At 60.8% G+C, this 13,629-nt stretch carries 17 protein-coding genes; 6 read left to right on the top strand and 11 right to left on the bottom strand.

Annotated features, from left to right (window positions below):
• The first annotated feature begins 21 nt into the window (after nt 1-21).
• The 3 genes from IE079_RS02150 (at nt 22) to IE079_RS02140 (ending at nt 1,304) form a co-directional block, all read left to right on the top strand.
• Nucleotides 22-345 carry an antibiotic biosynthesis monooxygenase family protein gene (locus IE079_RS02150; RefSeq protein WP_189572079.1) on the top strand — a complete coding sequence of 108 codons (324 nt, stop codon included), beginning with the start codon at nt 22-24 and terminating at the stop codon, nt 343-345.
• A 23-nt stretch (nt 346-368) separates the two neighbouring features.
• Nucleotides 369-764 (top strand): hypothetical protein, encoded by a 396-nt coding sequence (locus IE079_RS02145; protein WP_189572076.1) that lies wholly within the window; start codon nt 369-371, stop codon nt 762-764.
• Between the two features lie 63 nt (nt 765-827).
• The gene (locus IE079_RS02140) at nt 828-1,304 is read left to right on the top strand and encodes a hypothetical protein (protein ID WP_189572073.1); all 477 of its coding nucleotides are present in this window, start codon (nt 828-830) and stop codon (nt 1,302-1,304) included.
• Nucleotides 1,305-1,364: 60 nt separating this feature from the next.
• On the opposite strand, the gene IE079_RS02135 is transcribed toward IE079_RS02140, so the two are convergent.
• The 7 genes from IE079_RS02135 to IE079_RS02105 all read right to left on the bottom strand — a co-directional run bounded on the left by IE079_RS02135 (nt 1,365) and on the right by IE079_RS02105 (nt 7,894).
• A complete protein-coding gene (locus IE079_RS02135) occupies nt 1,365-2,453 on the bottom strand; it encodes a GGDEF domain-containing protein (RefSeq protein WP_189572070.1) in 1,089 nt (362 codons plus the stop codon).
• A 180-nt stretch (nt 2,454-2,633) separates the two neighbouring features.
• Nucleotides 2,634-3,041 (bottom strand): CBS domain-containing protein, encoded by a 408-nt coding sequence (locus tag IE079_RS02130; protein WP_189572068.1) that lies wholly within the window; start codon nt 3,039-3,041, stop codon nt 2,634-2,636.
• A gap of 136 nt (nt 3,042-3,177) precedes the next feature.
• Nucleotides 3,178-3,909, bottom strand: a complete 732-nt coding sequence (locus IE079_RS02125; RefSeq protein ID WP_189572066.1) for a sulfite exporter TauE/SafE family protein — start codon at nt 3,907-3,909, stop codon at nt 3,178-3,180.
• A 1-nt stretch (nt 3,910) separates the two neighbouring features.
• Complete coding sequence (locus IE079_RS02120) at nt 3,911-4,741, bottom strand: SDR family oxidoreductase (protein ID WP_189572064.1); 831 nt, start codon at nt 4,739-4,741, stop codon at nt 3,911-3,913.
• On the bottom strand, nt 4,738-5,679 hold the full coding sequence (locus IE079_RS02115; RefSeq protein WP_189572061.1) for an SDR family oxidoreductase: 942 nt from the start codon (nt 5,677-5,679) through the stop codon (nt 4,738-4,740). Before IE079_RS02115 ends, IE079_RS02120 begins: the two co-directional genes overlap by 4 nt.
• A 4-nt stretch (nt 5,680-5,683) precedes the next feature.
• On the bottom strand, nt 5,684-6,586 hold the full coding sequence (locus IE079_RS02110) for a bile acid:sodium symporter family protein (protein WP_189572059.1): 903 nt from the start codon (nt 6,584-6,586) through the stop codon (nt 5,684-5,686).
• A 6-nt stretch (nt 6,587-6,592) separates the two neighbouring features.
• Complete coding sequence (locus tag IE079_RS02105; RefSeq protein ID WP_189572057.1) at nt 6,593-7,894, bottom strand: flavin-containing monooxygenase; 1,302 nt, start codon at nt 7,892-7,894, stop codon at nt 6,593-6,595.
• Between the two features lie 98 nt (nt 7,895-7,992).
• Here IE079_RS02105 and IE079_RS02100 point away from each other — a divergent pair, with 98 nt between their 5' ends.
• The gene (locus IE079_RS02100) at nt 7,993-8,976 is read left to right on the top strand and encodes an AraC family transcriptional regulator (protein WP_189572054.1); all 984 of its coding nucleotides are present in this window, start codon (nt 7,993-7,995) and stop codon (nt 8,974-8,976) included.
• A 143-nt stretch (nt 8,977-9,119) separates the two neighbouring features.
• Here the strand turns inward: IE079_RS02100 and IE079_RS02095 are convergent, their stop codons facing one another.
• Nucleotides 9,120-9,488, bottom strand: a complete 369-nt coding sequence (locus IE079_RS02095) for a DUF6746 family protein (protein WP_189572050.1) — start codon at nt 9,486-9,488, stop codon at nt 9,120-9,122.
• 56 nt (nt 9,489-9,544) lie between these two features.
• Here IE079_RS02095 and IE079_RS18730 point away from each other — a divergent pair, with 56 nt between their 5' ends.
• Nucleotides 9,545-9,883, top strand: a complete 339-nt coding sequence (locus tag IE079_RS18730) for a DUF3185 family protein (RefSeq protein WP_227712257.1) — start codon at nt 9,545-9,547, stop codon at nt 9,881-9,883.
• Between the two features lie 16 nt (nt 9,884-9,899).
• On the opposite strand, the gene IE079_RS02085 is transcribed toward IE079_RS18730, so the two are convergent.
• Nucleotides 9,900-10,112, bottom strand: a complete 213-nt coding sequence (locus tag IE079_RS02085) for a YjfB family protein (protein ID WP_189572047.1) — start codon at nt 10,110-10,112, stop codon at nt 9,900-9,902.
• Nucleotides 10,113-10,341: 229 nt separating this feature from the next.
• Between IE079_RS02085 and IE079_RS02080 the strand changes: the two genes are divergently transcribed.
• On the top strand, nt 10,342-11,946 hold the full coding sequence (locus IE079_RS02080; RefSeq protein WP_227712256.1) for a Na/Pi cotransporter family protein: 1,605 nt from the start codon (nt 10,342-10,344) through the stop codon (nt 11,944-11,946).
• Here the strand turns inward: IE079_RS02080 and IE079_RS02075 are convergent.
• Together IE079_RS02075 and IE079_RS02070 are read right to left on the bottom strand one after the other, a co-directional pair.
• On the bottom strand, nt 11,943-13,145 hold the full coding sequence (locus IE079_RS02075; RefSeq protein WP_227712255.1) for an MFS transporter: 1,203 nt from the start codon (nt 13,143-13,145) through the stop codon (nt 11,943-11,945). The two genes, IE079_RS02080 and IE079_RS02075, sit on opposite strands and share 4 nt — an antisense overlap.
• Nucleotides 13,146-13,169: 24 nt before the next feature.
• On the bottom strand, nt 13,170-13,559 hold the full coding sequence (locus IE079_RS02070) for an ectoine synthase (protein WP_189572044.1): 390 nt from the start codon (nt 13,557-13,559) through the stop codon (nt 13,170-13,172).
• Nucleotides 13,560-13,629 lie beyond the last annotated feature (70 nt).

Below are 13,629 nucleotides of genomic sequence, written 5' to 3'. Positions count from 1 at the left end.
GAATTGGTTAAGGAAACACTCATGATTGCCAGGGAATGGAAATGCCGGGTCCCCGAGGCCCACGCCGAGGGCTTCACGGCTTATCTGTACGAAACCGGGGTCCGGGATTCATCGGCAACGCCGGGCTTTCTGGGCGCCCAGATCTTCCGTCGGCCGCTGATCGGTAAGATCGAACTGACACTGGTCACTTACTGGAAAAGCCTGGATTCGATCAAGGCATTTGCTGGCGAGGACATTTCCCGGGCGCGGCTTTATCCTGAGGACGAGGTTTACGAGCTTGAGCCGGATGTTGATGTTCAGCATTACGAGGTTATCGAACACGGATTTATCCCGGGGGGGTTGTGACAGAAAGGTTGGGTATCTGAACCATGAAAAAGCCCGAATTTCTTTACCATGGTTCCCGACAGCGCATGGATGTGCTCAAGCCCTCGCAGGGGGTGGGCTACGGAAAGGAAGACGACCGATACGGTATCTACGCTGTGTCAGAATGGGCATTGGCCATTCCATTTGCTATCGCATACCGGCCACTTGCGGAAAACGCCACCTTTTTCGTTGATACTGCGACCCTGCCACCGCGCATTCTTCTGAAGAACACCGATGTTGAATGGGACGAAACGGGATACCTCTATACCGTCAGGTCTGATTTATTTGAACAGGTGGATTCTGACCAGTGGATTTCAACAGATCTGGTGGAACCTGTCAGCATGGAGGAGATTCGGCCGGAGGATTACCGGAGTTGGATCGAATACATAGCTGAAAACTGATGGCAGATTCTAGTCTGCCGGAATAGCGCAGGAGTTGGTCCGACAACTAGATCAGGAGGAACTATGTCACCAATCAAACCAGGAAGGATTTGGGGTTCAGGTCTGCTTTTGTTGACCCTTTTCCCCGGCTGGGCGCTTGGAGAGCAATCGCCAGTAAATAGCACGTCGCTGGTTCTGGAAGTCCGGTATTGCGAATGTGCTGTCGTCAATCCCGATGGCCCTCAAGTTGACGTATTGCCGGGCTTTCTCGAGGAGTCGACCCGGTTGCAGGCTGACGTTCCTGAAGCCGGTCGCGGCAGCCTTTCTACTGACGATATTTCCCTGACTTTCGAAGTGGGTGATGTGAAGGACTCACCGGGAACCTATCGCTTCACCCATTCAGGTTCGTACGCGACTGGCACCGGATACAGCTCCAGTAAGGCGGACCTTATGCTAATGGAGGGTCAGTGGGTCCCCCTTGTGCAGATCGGGCAGAAGTCCACCGGGGAAAACACAGTGTATGGCGTGGCCGCACGCCTGGTTGACGTCAGGGGATCATGATCATCGAGGGTAGCGACCACCGCAGTATTTAGCGCCCGACACTAGAATGTCGGTAACTCACTAAGGCTTCGCCACCTCAACCCGATCCCGGCCATTCTTCTTGCCCAGGTAAAGCGCGTCGTCCGCCCGGCTGACAGAAGCCTCAAACTCCTCATTGCCCCGCCACTCCGTCACTCCCAGGGTGGCGGTGATGGAGAGCGTCTGACCCTCGTCGCTCCGGAAGGTCTGAGCCGCAATCGACTCCCGCACCCGTTCCGCCACGCAGATGGCCCGGTCCAGGTCGGCATCCGTGAGCAGGATCAGAAACTCCTCGCCACCCCAACGGGCCACGCTGTCGCTAGGGCGCATGGTACGGTTCATCAGGCGGGCGGTGTCGGCCAGCACCTGGTCGCCGAAGGCGTGGCCGTAGCGGTCATTAAGCTGCTTGAAGTGGTCCAGATCTACCAGAATAACGGCAAGCTGGCGGGCCTCTGATTGCCGCTCGGCTGCCAGCAGCCGCGCTTCGTCGGTGAGGCTTCGGCGGTTTCGCAGGCCGGTCAGCAGATCCGTAGCGGCCATGTTGCGCAGGTCGCGCTCCGACTGTCGTGAGGTACGGGCATAAACGTTGATCAGGGTACCCAGGGCAGCAAAGCAGAGGATGCCGTTACCCACGCGCAGCCAGGTCAGGGTCTTTTCGGCAAGGGGGAACCAGGGATCATGGAGGATACTGATCAGTTCCAGTCCAGCGAACAGGCCGGTGAGGACCAGTAAGCCGACCAGCCGGGTCAGGGAGTGGCCGCGGGGGTCGATATAAACCAGCGGCACCAGTGCCAGCAAGAGGTAGTGGAAGCCACTGGCAGCGCCCAGTGCCAGGGTGGCAATGCCGGCGTGGGCGATAATCTCCAGCCAGGCTAGCACCAGGGTGACAGGGCGCAGAACGGGGAAACGCATGCCGGTCAGGCACAGCGCGTAGAGCATCACGCTGAACACGTTGAACGCCACCAGCAACCAGACATCCAGCAGCCAGAACAGCACCACGAATGCCAGGTGAGCCCCCAGGGCTGCGATCAGGCCGGTGGTGGCAAGACGACGGAAGCGGACCACCACGCTGTTAAAGCGGGTGATGGGAAGGCTATCCGCTGGCCGTGTTGCGGGGATGGAGGCTGCCATGCTGTCAGTCCTTGGTCTGGCGACAACTGGAGCATAACAATGGCAGCGGGTAGCCGGTGCGCGCTGGTTCCGCTTCGGTGTTAAATGTGGTTAAAGGTGACCGGAATGCCGATCAGTGTTTGCCGGCCTGGTCTGGCCCTTTCAGCCCGGGCCCGCCTGTGCGGGCGATGGGCGGGTCACTCAAGCCACCCGGCAGGTCTTCAGCTGTTCATTCAGGGCCGCCATCACGTGGGAACGGGTGAGCACGCCGACCACGCGGTTGTCCTGGTCGACCACCGGATAGACTTTCGGTTTCTCTCCGGCGAACAGGGCCGCCAGAGCCAGTTCTGATATCTCCGGTGTCACTGTTACAGGGTTGCGGGTCATGATGTCGCTGATACGCACCCAGTTGTCACAGTGATAGCTGCTGCTGGCCAGTGAGCGAATACAATCCTGTTCGGACAGAAACCCCGCCAGCTGATAGTTGTCATCCACCACCGGTAAACCGGTGTAGCCGCTGGAGAGGATCTGGTCCACGGCGCGGCTGAGGTAATCCCGTTCATGGAGAGCGGGCGTCCATCGGGACATCAGGTCTTGTACGGTGCGCATGGGTTGTCTCCTCGGGTATATGAATACGTCTGATTCACAGTATCCGCACACAGGAGGGCCCTGCCCAATCGGACTTTCCAATGCGTATAATTCTCTAAAGCTATGAATAATAGTGAGCTGATAGCTTTATGGCATCTCAGGCCCGCAGGATCAGCAGCACACCAGTGACCAGCAGCACGCCATACACTGCCTGCCGGAAGCGGTCCTCGTTGAGCCGGTGATGCAGGAATTCACCCACCAGCACCCCCACTACCAGCAGGGGCAGGTACCACACCAGCCGGCCGGCACTGGCCATCAGGCTGCCATCGAGCAGGTAGAAGGCGCTCAGGGTCAGGTTCAGGGTGAACCAGACCGTCAGCAGGGTGGCCCGGGTGCGGCTCTTGTCCAGCTGGATGCCCGCCAGGGCATAGACCAGCAGCGGCCCGCCGGAGGCAAACAGGCCGTGGGTGACGCCGGCGCCAAAGGTGATGATACGGCTGGTCATCAGGCCGTGGGGTACCGCCACGCGGCCACCATACAGCCGCCACAGCTCCTTGCCCGCGAACCACACCACCAGCAGCCCGAACAACACCTTGAGGATGCTGGCGCCCAGCCAGGGGGTCAGCAGGTAACCGGCCACGGTGCCGGCCAGCATCAGTGGCAGGATCAGCGTGGCCAGCAGGCGCCAGTCAATGTGCTGGCGATGTTTCCAGGTCAGGTAGCCGCTCATGAATACGTTCAGCGGCACCAGCACCGGCAGCATCTGCGGAATTGGCAGCAGCACTGCCCCCAGGGACAGGGCAATGACGATGGAGCCGAAACCGGTGATGGCTTCGATGGTGTAGGCCAGCAGGATGGCAAGGCCAAGCCACAGCCAGGGATCGATCATGTTATGGAGCCTTTGTCCGGTGTTCGGGGGCGGCAGGGTCGCCATGGTCGTTCAGATCGCCGGCAAATCTTTTGCGAACGGCCCGCAGGTAAAGCGCCGGGGCGATTCGCCACAGCAGGCTGCCGAAACGGGAGACTGGTTCGGGCAGCAGCCAGCGTTTACGACGGGCCAGGGCCTGATCGATCATGCGGGCCATGTCATCGGCACTGGACATACCACCAATGGTGGAGCGGGCGTGACGGGCCTTGTTGCCGTCCGCGCCCAGGGCGTTGTGCTCGATCGGGGTGTCCAGGAAGCTGGGGTACACCATCAGCACATGCACCCCCCTGGGCTCCAGTTCCAGTCGCAGCACTTCGAAGAACTGGGTCAGGGCGCCCTTGGCGGCGCAATAGCCGGCGCGGCCGGGCACCGGCATCCAGCCGGCCATGGAACCGATGGTGATGATGCTGCCACCGCTTTGCTCAAGCAGGGGCAGCGCCAGCTGGGTCAGCTCCACCGGGCCCTGCCAGTCCACGGCCATCACTTTGCGAAAAACCTTCGGGTCGGTACTGGCGGCGGGAGAGCGATGGGTAATGCCGGCGTTGTTCACCAGCAGGTCCAGACGGCCGAAAGTGTCTTCAGTCTCACGCACCAGCCGTTCAAGGTCCCCGCGATGGGTGACATCCACGGTAACGACGAGCACCCGGGTGTCATCCCCCAGTTCATGTTGTCGTTGCAACAGGGCTTCGGCGTCAATGTCGGCCAGCACCAGACAATGGCCGGCCCGGTACCAGTACTGTGCCATGGCCCAGCCCAGGCCGCTGGCTGCGCCGGTGATCAGGGTAACGCTCACAGGTCTCCCTTCCTCCTGGCATTTTCAATAAAGTAATCGAGGGTTTCCGCTGAGGTTTTTCTGAGCCGGTAACCGAATTCCTCTTTCAGCCTGCGGTTGCTCAGTACCGGGCGGTAGCGCAGGAAGTTGACCTGTTCCGGTCCCACCGGTTTGCCCAGCCATTTCGCCACCTGCAGCCCGGTCTTGACGACACTCACCGGCAGCGTCAGCAGCGGCTTGTCGAGTTTGCGGGCAATGTCCTGAATGGTCAGGGCGCCATCGCCGGCCATGTTATAGCGACCCGATTTGTCTTCACGGATACCCTGCTCCATGGCGTCGAGCACGTCCTGGTCCCAGATGAACACGAACGGCGAGTCGCTGCCACGGATCGCGAGCAGTCGCGGCGACAGGAACAGCGCGGTGATCTGGTTGCGGGTTTCGGCACCCAACACCGTGCCGGGGCGGAAAATGAGCTGCTTCAGCTGCGGCTGTTCGTTGCGGTATTTTTCAAGCAACTCTTCCACTTGCCGCTTGTGGTCCGAGTAGGCAAACTCCGGGTTGCCCCGCAGTGGGTCGTCCTCGTCGATCCAGGCGGGGTTGTCCGGGTGGTAGCCATAGGCCGCACCGGAGCTGGTCACGGTGATATGCTGAACCTTGGCGGCAACACAGGCTTCCAGCACGTTGCGGGTGCCGTTGACGTCAATGTCGTAGTCCCGCTGCCGGTCCGGGGAGGCCTGGAGGATGGACGCCAGGTGGATAACGTGGGTGATGCGGTATTCCGCCAGGGTCAGCACGAGATTGTTATCCCGCACGTCCAGTACTTCCAGGGGAAAGTCCAGGCCTTCGCGCCAGTACAGGTCGGTGCCGATGACGAAGTAGTCCTTTGCCAGCCGGTTGCCCAGCTGGTGGCCGATATAGCCGGCGGCGCCGGTGATCAGGATGCGTTTTTCAGTGGTCATGGAATCAGCTTTGTTGGTGAACAGGTTCAGGAAGCGGGCGGCGGGCCCAGATCTGCGACAGGGTCAGGCCGGACACCAGGTGCCAGACACCCCAGAAGGCGGTGATCAGCATCATGCCCCCCGCCTCGGGGAAGAAGGTGAACAGGATGACCAGCCCCAGCCCGGAGTTCTGGATGCCCACTTCCATGGTCACCGCCCGCTGGTCCGGTACCGACAGCTTCATCATCCGCGCCATGCTGTAGCCCAGTGCCAGCGCCAGGATGTTATGGCCAACCACCAGCCAGAAGAAGGTGTGGAACTTCGCCAGGAACAGGTCCACGTTATTCAGAAAGGCGATGGCCACGAATGCCAGGAACACCAGCAGCGAGACAAAGCGCAGGGGCTTTTCGCTGCGTATTGCCAGCCTGGGGAAGCGTCCCCCGGCCAGCATGCCCAGTACCAGTGGCAGTGCCAGTACCAATAGCACCAGCATGAGTATGTTCTCCGGTTGCAGGGCAATTTCCTGCAGGTAGCCACGGGTATGAGGGTTGAGCCAGCCGTAGAGGGCAAAGTTCAGTGGCGTCAGCACGGTGGCGGCCAGGCTGGAGACGGCGGTCATGCTCACGGAGACGGCCACGCTGCCCTTGCCCAGCCAGGTCATGATATTGGAAAAACTGCCGCCCGGGCATGAGGCTACCAGGATCATGCCCAGGGCCAGCTGAGGATCGATCTTCAGGGCCCAGGTGAACAGGCAGGTGGCCAGGGGCAGCAGCAGGAACTGGGCAAGCAGCCCGGCAACCGGAGCCCGGGGGATGGTGAGCACCCGCTTGAAGTCCGCCGGTTTCAGGTTAAGGGATACGCCGAACATCATCAGCGCGAGGATGGCGTTCAGCGTGATCAGGCTGGCGGGGTCAAACTGCACCGTCATACGGTATTACCCCTTCTGGTCGGTGTCGAGTTCAGCGATATGGTCTGCCAGAGTCTCCAGGTAGGCGTCCTTGTTCACATAGTAGGCCATACGAGCGAGCTTGATGTAGTTGTAGCCGCCGTCCAGGCGTTCGCCGGCCCTTTCCTTCTTTTTCTGTCGCAGGGCGCCGGCGGCGGGGGTGTCCCTCTGCTGCTCGCGGATGTACAGGGCCGCCAGCCGCGCCTGCTGGTTGCGACCCTCCCAGCCCAGGCCGGTGGCTTCCACCATGCCCATCATGAACAGGTTGTCGTAGTCCGGGTGCATCATGTTCAGGTACAGCCGGGGGGCGTCCTCCTGCTCTGGCCAGTTGAGATGCTTCCGGTCGATGAAGGGGTAATCCAGCAGGTAGCCGGTGGCCGTCAGGATCAGGTCGTACTCGCCGCTCTCACCGTCGCTGTAATGAACGGTCCTGCCCTCGACCCGGTCGATGCTGCGTCGGGGGCGGATATCACCGTGGCCCAGATGGTGCAGGATCAGGGAGTTGATCACCGGGTGCGATTCGTACATCCGGTAGTCCGGGTCCGGCAGGCCAAAATCCGAGGGTTTGCCCATCACCAGGCGGATCAGCGCCGCATCCATCCGCTGTTTGACGGGCCGGGGCAGCTTCAGCTTGCCGCCAATGGTGTCGATGGGCTTGCCCTTGAGGAACTTGGGCAGGAAGTAGTAGCCCCGGCGCAGGCTCATGTCCACCGAACGGGCGTGATGTACCGCATCCACGGCGATATCCGCACCGGAGTTGCCACAACCTATGATCAGCACCCGCTTGTCGCGGAAGACTTCCGGGCTGCGGTAGTCGGCGGAATGCATCAGTTCGCCGGTGAACTCGCCGGGCAGGGGCGGTTTATTGGGGGTGTGCAGGGTGCCGTTGGCGATCATCACCCCGTCGAAGGTGCGGGTCTGCTGCTGGCCGTCGTATTCAGTGGTTACCTGCCACTGATCCCCTTGCGGCTCAACGCTGACCACCCGGGTATTGAACTCGTAGTGCTGGCGCAGTCCGAAATGGTCCACGAAGTCACGGAAATAGGTCTTCAGCTCGTGGTGGGCGGGATACTGGGCCACCGAGTCTTTCATGGAAAATTCTTCGAACTCGGTCATGCGCTTTGACGAGATCAGGTGAGCGGTTTCGTACATGGTGCTGTGGGGGTTGTCGATGTCCCACAGGCCACCCACATCGCTGTGAAGTTCGAATCCGGTAAAGGGGATGCCCTGTTTCTGGAGGTTGCGGGCACAGGCCAGGCCCATGGGGCCGGCGCCGATCACTGCGTACATGATAGTGTTCCTGCTTTTGTTGTTATGATCCCGTATCTTAGAATTTGCGGAGCCGGCTTTCCTGACCGGACGGGACACAAACCACGACAATTCGGGCCATGATCGGAAGTTCTCCCAGTGTAACTCACCTCTACGCCCAGGCGATCCTGCAGGCGGCCCGGCGCCGCGGCATTGTGATGCCTGAGTCTGTTACCTGTGAGGTGGTGCCAGGTCAGCGGGTGCCACTGGCGGTGCAGGATCAGCTGTGGGACGAATACTGTCGGGCTTCCGGGGAACCATTGGCCGGGCTGGAGATTGGCTTGGCCCTGCAGATCGGGCATCTCGACAGTGCCGGCATGCTGCTGGTCAGCTGTGACACCCTGCGGGAAGGGCTGGAAGCGCTGGTGGAGTATGCTCCGGTGGTGGGTGACGGTGGCGAGTTTTCGATCTCGGAGGACGATGAATGGATCCGTCTCTGTTACCAACCCGGCTACCAGGTCCGTGTGGCGGAGCGGGTGGAGGCCGTGATGGCGTCGCTGGTGCGGCTGGCAGGCTGGGCCACGGGCGAGACTCTCGAGCCGGAGACCCTGCTGCTGGCCCACGAGCCCCTGGCCGAGGAGGCCTTGTATCGTGAGCGCCTCGGTATGCCGGTGGTGTTCAGTGCCGGGCAAAACTGCCTGCGACTGCCGCGGGAGCAGGGTGATCTGCCGCTGATTCAGGCTAACAGCGCGTTACGGGATCATCTGCGACAGCTGGCGGATCATACCCTTGAATCCCTGGGGCACCAGAGTCTGAGCAGTCAGGTGAGTGGTCTGGTACGGGAACATCCGGGCTGGGGCAAGGAGCGGGTCGCGTCGGAGCTGGCGGTTAGTGGCCGTCACCTGAACCGGTTGCTGGCGGACGAGGGGCTGTCGTTCAAGGTGTTGCGGGAGCGGGAATTGCACCGGCTGGCGGTGGATCTGTTGCGGTCCGGGCAGACCGTGGTTTCGGTCAGTGGGCGTCTCGGGTTTTCCGAAGAAGCCGCTTTTGCCCGGGCATTTCGACGGTGGGAGGGGGTTAGTCCTTCTCGTTTTCGGTCTTCTGGTTATGGAGTGGGACGTTAAACTTTTTTGCCGGTAAGGGAGTGCTGGTAGGTCTTTCGCCGCCGCAAACAGGGGTCATCCATGACCCCTGTTTGCGGCGTAGAAAGCACCCCCCACCCCACCGCCAGACTCCGCAACAATCAGGCTAGGAAGCCAGCTATCAGTTACTCCACAAGCTCCCGGGACGTCTCAAGATAAGCAGCGCCTTGCTCGCTAACCGTCTCGGTATCGGCACTCTCGGAAGCCAGATGAACCTCCTCCAGGGTCTCCGCCAGCGAATCGAGCTCTTTACTCATTTTCGCAATGGCGTTTTCCAGCGTGTAGCTCAGCTGGTGAACCTCACTCATGGCCTCCGGGGTCAGTTCGCCTTCCATAACGGCTTCAAGCTTGTCGTTGTACTCCGAAAAGTTTGCGACGGCTTCAGGGAGCGTATTGGATGCTTTGCCTTCAAAGTGCACCACGTCGGTGGCAACCGCCAGGCCGGAAAAAGAGAGTGTTGTGATCAGGGTGCTGATTCTGAGTAATGATGTCATGGGATTCTCCTTTGTTTGAACGAGAATCATTATCTATTACGTTGAGGCGCCAGGCCATGACTGATATCAACTTTCCGGAAAACGCTTGCCAGGCGGCACACAGGCCCTCAAGAGAAAATCGTCCAGTACCTTTGTTTTCCACGCGTCAGGCAGCTAACTTGTTGAGATACCAACGCAAGGAGGAACACGGAATGGGAACCCAGAAAATCGTAGGTATTGTTCTGCTGGTGGTGGGTGTACTGCTTTTGTTTTTCGGTTACCAGGCTTCCCAGTCAATGGGCGAGCAGTTGGCAGAAACGGTGACGGGTCGTTTCAGTGATGAAACCATGTGGTACATCATTGGTGGTGTCGCGGCGGTTGTAGCAGGCGCGTTTCTCGCGTTCTTCAAGAAGTAGCAGGTGGCAAAGGCCCTCAGGCCTTGACATCCACATTGGCGCCCACACGATCAGCAGGATTCGCCCCCGTCGTGGGCACTGCCGTGTCGGTTACGCTTTCCAGCAACTGCATCGCGCCCTGCTCTTGCATATCCATGGCCTGTTTCATCACCATGATCTGGGACTGCTCGCTGACTCGTTGCTGATTCATCTGGGTACTGGCCGAAGCCATGGCGGCAACATCTGACATGACAGCTCCAACTGATGGTATTTTGATCAGGTTAACAGTCGCAAGGCTGCAGGTGAAAGCTCTGGTTGCAATCCTTTACAAAACTCATGTTCCTCAAGGTGTTGCCGCAACCCGAAACACCTTGAGTTATGGGTATCCCCGTCCGTCTCGCGGCGCTCCGGGCATTGTATGAGCGCCGGGCGTAACCTGCCGACGTGACGCATCAGAGCATCTGACACGGAGTCGTGTTTTGAGCATTTCCATTCTGATTCAGGCCGCCGGCGGCCTGGCCCTGTTCCTGCTGGCCATGGGCATGATGACCGATGGCCTGAAAACCTTCGCTGGCGCAGGTCTCAAGCGTCTGCTGGAACGCTGGACGGACCGGCCCCTGCGAGGTGTGGCGTCCGGCGCCCTGATCACCGGCGTGGTGCAGTCGTCAAGTGCGGTGACGGTAGCGACCATCGGCTTTGTCAACGCGGGAATGCTGAATCTGTCCCAGGCTATTGCCGTGGTTTTCGGCGCCAACGTGGGTACCACGGTGACCAGCTGGCTGGTGGCGCTGGTGGGCAGTGGTTTCAAGATCAGCGCCATGGCACTGCCCATTCTCACGGTTGGTGTGATCCTTCGCATCGTCGGTTCCGGCGGCCGCTGGGCCTCGCTGGGGGAGGCCCTGGCAGGATTCGGTCTGTTTTTCCTGGGGCTGGAGCTGCTCAAGGACTCCCTGGGCGGTCTTGCCGGTGGCTTCAGTGCCAGTGTTGAGGGGGGCGGCGGTGATCACTGGGCTGTCTATCTGGGTATCGGCTTTCTTATTACGCTGTTGACTCAGTCGTCGTCCGCCACCCTGGCGATTGTGCTGACAGCGGCCAGTACCGGCGTGATCGGTCTGGAAGCTGGGGCAGCCGGTGTTATTGGTGCCAGCCTGGGCACCACGTCGACCGCGGCGATCGCCGTGCTCAATGCGACCGCCAATGCCCGCCGGCTCGCGCTGAGCCACATCCTGTTCAACCTGGTGGCCGGGGCGGTTGCGCTGGCGCTGCTGCCGCTGGTTCTGTTCCTGGCCGGGGAACTCACCAACTGGCTGAACCTGGAGGGGAGTCCGGCTATTCTGCTGGCGGTGTTTCATACCCTATTCAAACTGATCGGCATTGCCCTGCTGCTGCCGTTGATACCCTGGCTGGCCCGGCAGCTGGAGCGTTTCTTCCGTAGTGCAGAGGAAGATCTCGCCCGTCCCCGTTATCTCGACAAGACCGTGTCTGCCACCCCGGAACTGGCCGTGGAAGCACTGGGGCGGGAGCTGGAACGCATGCAGGAGCTGGTTACCGGCCTGGTTCATGCCGCCCTGACCCGGGAGGGCATGACCGAAGCAGCAGGGGCCCGGCAGATTGCCGCCATTCATGAGCTTTACCTTGCGGTTACCCGCTTCGCGGCAAAAACCCGGACCGAAAAGTTGTCCCCGGAGGTGGTGGAGGAGTTGACGGTGGCGGTCCGTACCGGCCGCTATCTGGCGGAAGTGGCGGAGCAGGTAAACAGCATTATTCGCTTGCGCCAGAGTCGTCGCTCGCTGCCGGAGCAGACCGTCCGGCTGCTGCTTGACCGGTATCTGGACTGGATCAACCGGCTGCTCACGTCGGAAGCGGTAACAGATAGCCGCGTGGACGAAACCGGGCCACTTTATCAAAGGCTAAAGGCAGCGGTATTACATGCCATGGTGAATGGTCAGCTTGACGAAGACCGGGGGCAGTCGATGCTGGACGATCTCAGCGCCCTGCGGCGCCTGCTTGACCAGGGCCTGAAGGCCATGGCCATGCTGAACCGGCCGGTTTTGCCGCGGGTGGCGCCAACGGAAGAGGACTAGCTCCCGGACGATTCCGCCCGTGCCGGCTTCAGGTCCAGTGTGCGAATCAGCGGCAGGACCAGCACACTGTAAGCGATCATCACCAGAATGCTGTGGCGCACGTCTCCGGTCATGTCGGAAACGACACCCCCCAGCATGGGGATGGTGAAGGCCAGGGTGTAGCCCACCAGGAAGGTGCCGGCAGACAGGCGACCGGTTTCCCCGGGCCTGGCCAGCAACGGCGGCAGCGCCACCAGCAGGATCAGCAGGATGCCGGCCACAAAGCTCATCAGGGTGGCACTGGCAATGGCCCACCAGCCCTCCAGGGCGATAGCGCCTGTGGTGCCGGCAACACTGATGACAGCGGTAACGGTGATCATGGAGCGGCGCCCGACCCATTGCCGGGCCATTTTCAGCATCATCAGGGACGCGAAGACCTGGGCAATGTTGTAGCAGAACAGGGCCTGGGACAGCTTGTCGAAGTGTCCGGTCTGAGCCAGCAGGTTGCCCATATAGGCATTGAGTCCGAAGAACATGGATGCCGACAGGCCCAGCAGCAGCCCGAGTTTCAGGGTCAGCGGATTCGACCAGTCCGGTAACCAGGCCGCCCGTTCCGTGGGTCGTGCCAGATCCCGTTTTGGCAGAAATAACGCTGCGGCGACCAGTAATGCCGGCAACGACCAGGCCAGCAGGGTCAGGCGCCAGCTGTTTTCCAGCAGGGGCACCAGCAGTGGCAGGGTGATCCCGGCGCCGACAAACTCCCCCATCAGCATGCCATTCATGTATATGGCGGTGCCCATGGCGACATGGTGGGGCGGTAGCCACCGGGGCAGCAGCGCCGGCAGCGCCGGCTGCATCATGGCAATGCCCAGTCCCATCACGGCGCTGGCGGTAAGCAGGGTAACGATTTCCGGTGCCAGGCCCCGGGCGGCGGACCCCATGGCCATGACCACCATGGCCAGCACCAGCGTATTGCGCGGCCCCAGCCGTGATATGGCCAGGGAGCCGGGCATGGCACCGATGGCCAGCATCAGTATCGGCAGCGTGGTGAGGGCGCCGGTCAGGGTCTGGTTAAGCCCCAGGTCTGAGCTGATAAACGGCGCCAGGGGTGGCGCCACCAGAATGGGCACCCGTAGGTAAAGTCCTGCCAGCCAAAGCAACACCGCCACCGGCAGCAGCGAGGCTGGCGGTGGCGGTGTGCTTGCGGAGGTGTGAGTCACCGTTGAAATAATGCCTCGACGGGATCAGTCGGTGTCGGCGATGTAGGCACCGTCTTCGTCGTGCACTTCACGTCCGGTGACCGGCGGGTTGAAGGAACAGATCAGGCGCATGTCCTCGGTGCCACCGTACAGGGTGTGCTTGTCGTGCTTGTCGAGAGCATAAAGGGTACCGTCGGTGATTTCGTGTACCTCACCCGTGGCCAGGTCCTTGATACGACCATTGCCCGCGACACAGTAAACCGCTTCGAGGTGATTCTTGTACCAGAACGTATGCTCGGAGCCCGCCTTGATGATGGTTTCGTGGAAGGAGAACCCCATTCCGTCCTTTTTCAGCAGCAGGCGGCGGCTGGTCCATTGCTTGTCGCTGACTTCGCGCTCGGTACCAATAATGTCCTGTACTCGTACGATTTTCATGGGCGTACCTCATGGTGGTTGGTTGGCCATAATCGGGTAACACAGTCTTACAATATAAACATCAGAGCTT

Source organism: Marinobacter zhanjiangensis (genome assembly GCF_014651935.1).
Taxonomy (GTDB): Bacteria; Pseudomonadota; Gammaproteobacteria; order Pseudomonadales; family Oleiphilaceae; genus Marinobacter; species Marinobacter zhanjiangensis.
The sequence above is the reverse complement of the archived record's forward strand: the minus strand, read 5'-3'. Positions and strand labels throughout refer to the sequence as shown.